This is a genomic window from Terriglobales bacterium, assembly GCA_035567895.1.
Lineage (GTDB): Bacteria > Acidobacteriota > Terriglobia > Terriglobales > Acidobacteriaceae > Gp1-AA112.
This window is the reverse complement of the sequence record DATMPC010000018.1, coordinates 1-3,647: the sequence shown is the minus strand read 5'-3', so window position 1 is coordinate 3,647 and position 3,647 is coordinate 1. Positions and strand designations below refer to the sequence as shown.

The window sequence follows — 3,647 nt, the reverse complement described above, 5'->3', positions numbered from 1 at the left end:
TCGCAGCCGGTCTGGGGGAAACGAATGGGAAGAACTGTCGAAAGGCCTGCCGCAGAAGGATTGTTATGTGAACGTGCTGCGGGACGCGATGGCGGTGGACTCGCTGGATAAGTGCGGGATCTACTTCGGCACATCTGGGGGCCAAGTGTATTGCTCGCCGGATGCCGGTGACACGTGGTCTCCGATCGTGCGCGATCTGCCGGCCGTTTATTCGGTCGAGGTGCAGACATTAGCATGATCCTAGTGGAGCTACCGCCGCATTTGCGCTCGCTGGCGCACGTTAGCGGCGAAGTGCAACTCGATGTTGTGGCACCGGTGACGCTGCGAGCGGTGCTCGACGCATTGGAGGCGCAATATCCGATGCTGCGAGGGACTATTCGCGACCACGTCACGCAAGAGCGCCGCGCCTTCCTGCGATTCTTCGCTTGCGGGGAAGACCTGTCGCACGAATCACCGGATGCTGCGCTCCCGGAGGCGGTCACGTCCGGCAAGGAACCTGTGCTTATCATTGGGGCGATCGCGGGCGGCTAGCAGCGGTAAATTGTGAGCGTCCAGGTCACTTTAGAGCGTAAGGCCGCACACGCAGCGGCGGCGTGTGGAGCACGTTGCGGGAAATTTCTTACATTGGGTTGCAAATCTACTTTACATTCACTCAATTTCACGTACAATACCGGCCTCCGCGCGGAGGTGATTCATGAGACGTGTTCTTGTTGTTGTATTTGTTTTAGGTGTCTTGTTCTTGGCCCAAACGCTGCGAGCCGACAGCATCTTTACGGCAACTCTCGACGGAGCTCAGGAACCTACGGCAAGCACCGCTACAGGTTTCGGCATGGTGATTCTCAATACTGCACAGACGATGATTACCGTGAATGAAAACTGGACAGGCCTGATAGGTGGTCCGGCGACCGTAAGCCATATCCATTGTTGCGCGCCGCCAGGCTCCAATGCTGCAGTACTGTTTCCCTTCACTGGCGTGCCGAACGTGACGTCGGGCTCTATTCCCGAGCAGACATTTGCGATCACCCCTGCGCAGGTAGCCGAACTTGAAGCAGGCATGATGTATTTCAACGTCCACGATGCCGAGTTTCCGGGCGGGGAGATTCGCGGCCAGATACTGCCCGCGGCCACGCCGGAACCCGCGAGCTTGGGACTTCTGGCGCTTGGGGTGTTACTGATGGTGGTCTGCGCGCCAAAGATGCGCAGAGTACCCGCGGCATAGGCCTCAGCTCGCCGTCAAATTGCATCTTCCGCCCACGCGTCTTGTGCTGTGTCTGCCGCCACATTGAATTTCGGCTGGGTGGGGATGATTTCGCGCGCTCACGCCGCCTATGTTATTCCTTGTTCAACTTCGCAGCGATTTTCTTCATCATGCCCAGCACGACTTCTGCGTCCGCTTCTTCCCACGTAAACCTGCGCAGCATCCTGCGGAGCTTCTCTTCCGAGGTGCTCCGGGCGCGCGCGCCAACATATCCGCTGCGTTGCAGTGCTTCGAGCCAAGCCCTGGTGACGCGTTCCACGGTCTCCATCTCGGCAAAGTGTTTCTCATCCGCGGTATTGGGACTTTCATTTTCTACTTTTGATTTTCCAATTTCGTTTTTTGACAGTTCATATAAACACACGGCCACGGCCTGGCCCAAATTCATGGACCGATGTTCTTCTCTCGTCGGGATTTGCAACAGCCAGTGGCAATAGCTCATATCGTCATTCGACAATCCGCGTTTTTCTGACCCGAACAGCAGGCCCACCCGACTGTTCTTCATGCGCTGCCGAATCAGATGTGCCGCCTCCTGCAGTCCGATCAGGGGTTGCCGCAGATCGCGATTCCCTACCGCTGTCGTTCCCACTACGAGGGCGCAATCCACTATGGCTTCCGGGACGGTGGCGAACTCTTCCGCGGACTTCATCACGGCCGACGCGCCGACCGCCGACACCGATTCCCGATAAGCTTTCTCGTATGGCTTGACCACGCGCAGATGCAGGGCGCCAAAGTTACTCATCGCGCGTGCAGCCGCACCCAGGTTCAGGGGATTGCGCGTTGCCACCAGCACGACCCTCAAATTTTCCATTGCCTCACTCACGCTGGCTGGGTCCTCGCTCCGTTGCTTCCGGAACCCACATCTCTGGTATCTTTCTCAATCAGAATGTCGGTGCTGATCAGTGACGCTGAGGTCGCGATCCGCTGATGCGCGACGAACCTGGTGACTACCAAGTGATGTCCAAGTGGCTCAGCGATCCTCGCGTGCTGGAATTTCATGAGGGGCGCGACCACCCACTGGCGCTCGAGCAAATCGAGTCTGAGTATGCACCGCGCATTCACGACGAAGAAGACGTTACCCCCTGCCTGATCATCCTGCAATCCGCGCCGATCGGCTACATGCAGTTCTATCTCGTTGGCGAGGAATCGCGCAACTCGTACGGCCTTCGGGCGGATGAATGCCTCGAGGCGGTATACGGAATCGACCAGTTCATTGGCGAAATTTCGTGCTGGAATCGCGGCTTGGGCACACGATCGATTTTGTTGCTGCTGCGGTATCTGTTTCAGGCCAAGGGCGCGCGCAATGCTATTCTTGATCCTCACATCACGAATCTGCGCGCGATTCGGTGCTATGAGAAATGCGGATTCGAAGAGTGAAGGTCTTAGCGGCACACGAGCTGCGCGAGGGGATTCTTCGGGACGCTTGGCTCATGGAGGCGAGTTCTGTCAAGCGGGCGGGCAGATCAGAGAGAACGTTCACCACAGAAGACACAGAGGAAGAGTGAGGGGATCGGCTGGGATAAAAGCCAGCGCTAAAGCGAAGACAAACACAGGCGATTGAAGATAGACCAGGATTTGTGTCGGCGTACGGCCTCGGAAGGCCGTCCCTACAACAACCCAAGACAAACTTGAGAGCCGGCGGCGCAGCTCTGGCCGATCAGATGAAGATTGCGAGTGGTCGTCGCAGAAGTGGACCGTGATCGTACACGGCAATGTGCTGAGCCCAGTGGCGTGGTCCAGCGATTCGCGTTTTGTGTTTTACCAGGCGTGGATCGCGACGTGTTCTCGCTTGAGCTCGATGTGCCCTAGGAGACCTACCTAGCAGCTAGGCGTGCTCTTGGCTGCAATAAACCGATTTACTTATTTTCTGAGAACTGGTACTTCTGACAGGTGACAACTGCTTTTCCCCCACTCATACTCTCTTCAGTTACAAGCTGTCTCCGAGTCCTGTACGTCTTGTTGGTTGACTCTTTTCAGATGTAGGTATTGTTCTCGCGCACTTTCGAGCAATCCTGCGAAGACGCAAAACGATTCGTTGCTTGCAACGGGGCGGGGTGCTTCTGAAATCTCTTGGGCGGAGATATTTCGGACTTCGCAGGATTGCCCGGCGGTGCGATTCCCACTTTTGCAAGGCCCGTAATTCACTCCTCTAGTAGTATTCTTCCTTTGCCTTTTGTCGTTATCCCGGGCTACAGTCTTTCCTATTAGAACGGAAGGAAGGACTCGTTGTATGGCTCTCCTCCTCCATGCCTGGACCGATTTCGCGTGCCCTTACTGTTTCCTGGCGACTCTCGCCGTGGAAAAACTGAGCGACCACTACGAACTGGACATCCACTGGCGCTCTTTCCAGCTTCGACCTCCCGGAGCTTCGCCCGTGCCGCGTTCCACGGCC

General features: G+C 56.7%; 5 protein-coding genes. 4 read left to right on the top strand and 1 reads right to left on the bottom strand.

Going from position 1 to position 3,647, the window contains the following annotated elements:
* From VNX88_05785 to VNX88_05775, 3 genes are all read left to right on the top strand, one after another.
* A partial coding sequence (locus VNX88_05785; protein HWY68154.1) for a hypothetical protein occupies positions 1 to 238 on the top strand: 238 nt, incomplete at its 5' end.
* The gene (locus tag VNX88_05780) at positions 235 to 531 is read left to right on the top strand and encodes a MoaD/ThiS family protein (GenBank protein ID HWY68153.1); all 297 of its coding nucleotides are present in this window, start codon (positions 235 to 237) and stop codon (positions 529 to 531) included. The genes VNX88_05785 and VNX88_05780, both read left to right, overlap by 4 nt.
* A 163-nt stretch (positions 532 to 694) precedes the next feature.
* A complete protein-coding gene (locus VNX88_05775) occupies positions 695 to 1,219 on the top strand; it encodes a CHRD domain-containing protein (GenBank protein ID HWY68152.1) in 525 nt (174 codons plus the stop codon).
* Positions 1,220 to 1,331: 112 nt separating this feature from the next.
* Here VNX88_05775 and VNX88_05770 read toward each other — a convergent pair whose 3' ends face one another.
* Positions 1,332 to 2,066 (bottom strand): TrmH family RNA methyltransferase, encoded by a 735-nt coding sequence (locus tag VNX88_05770; GenBank protein ID HWY68151.1) that lies wholly within the window; start codon positions 2,064 to 2,066, stop codon positions 1,332 to 1,334.
* A 116-nt stretch (positions 2,067 to 2,182) separates the two neighbouring features.
* On the opposite strand from VNX88_05770, the gene VNX88_05765 reads away from it, so the two are divergent.
* Positions 2,183 to 2,632, top strand: coding sequence for a GNAT family N-acetyltransferase (locus VNX88_05765; protein ID HWY68150.1), 450 nt, complete (start codon positions 2,183 to 2,185; stop codon positions 2,630 to 2,632).
* Positions 2,633 to 3,647 lie beyond the last annotated feature (1,015 nt).

Excerpts from the sequence above, each read along its gene's own strand:
- VNX88_05780 (HWY68153.1), top strand. The coding sequence starts at position 235 with ATGATCCTAGTGGAGCTACCGCCGCATTTGCGCTCGCTGGCGCACGTT.
- VNX88_05775 (HWY68152.1), top strand. The coding sequence starts at position 695 with ATGAGACGTGTTCTTGTTGTTGTATTTGTTTTAGGTGTCTTGTTCTTG.
- VNX88_05770 (HWY68151.1), bottom strand. The coding sequence starts at position 2,066 with ATGGAAAATTTGAGGGTCGTGCTGGTGGCAACGCGCAATCCCCTGAAC.
- VNX88_05765 (HWY68150.1), top strand. The coding sequence starts at position 2,183 with ATGCGCGACGAACCTGGTGACTACCAAGTGATGTCCAAGTGGCTCAGC.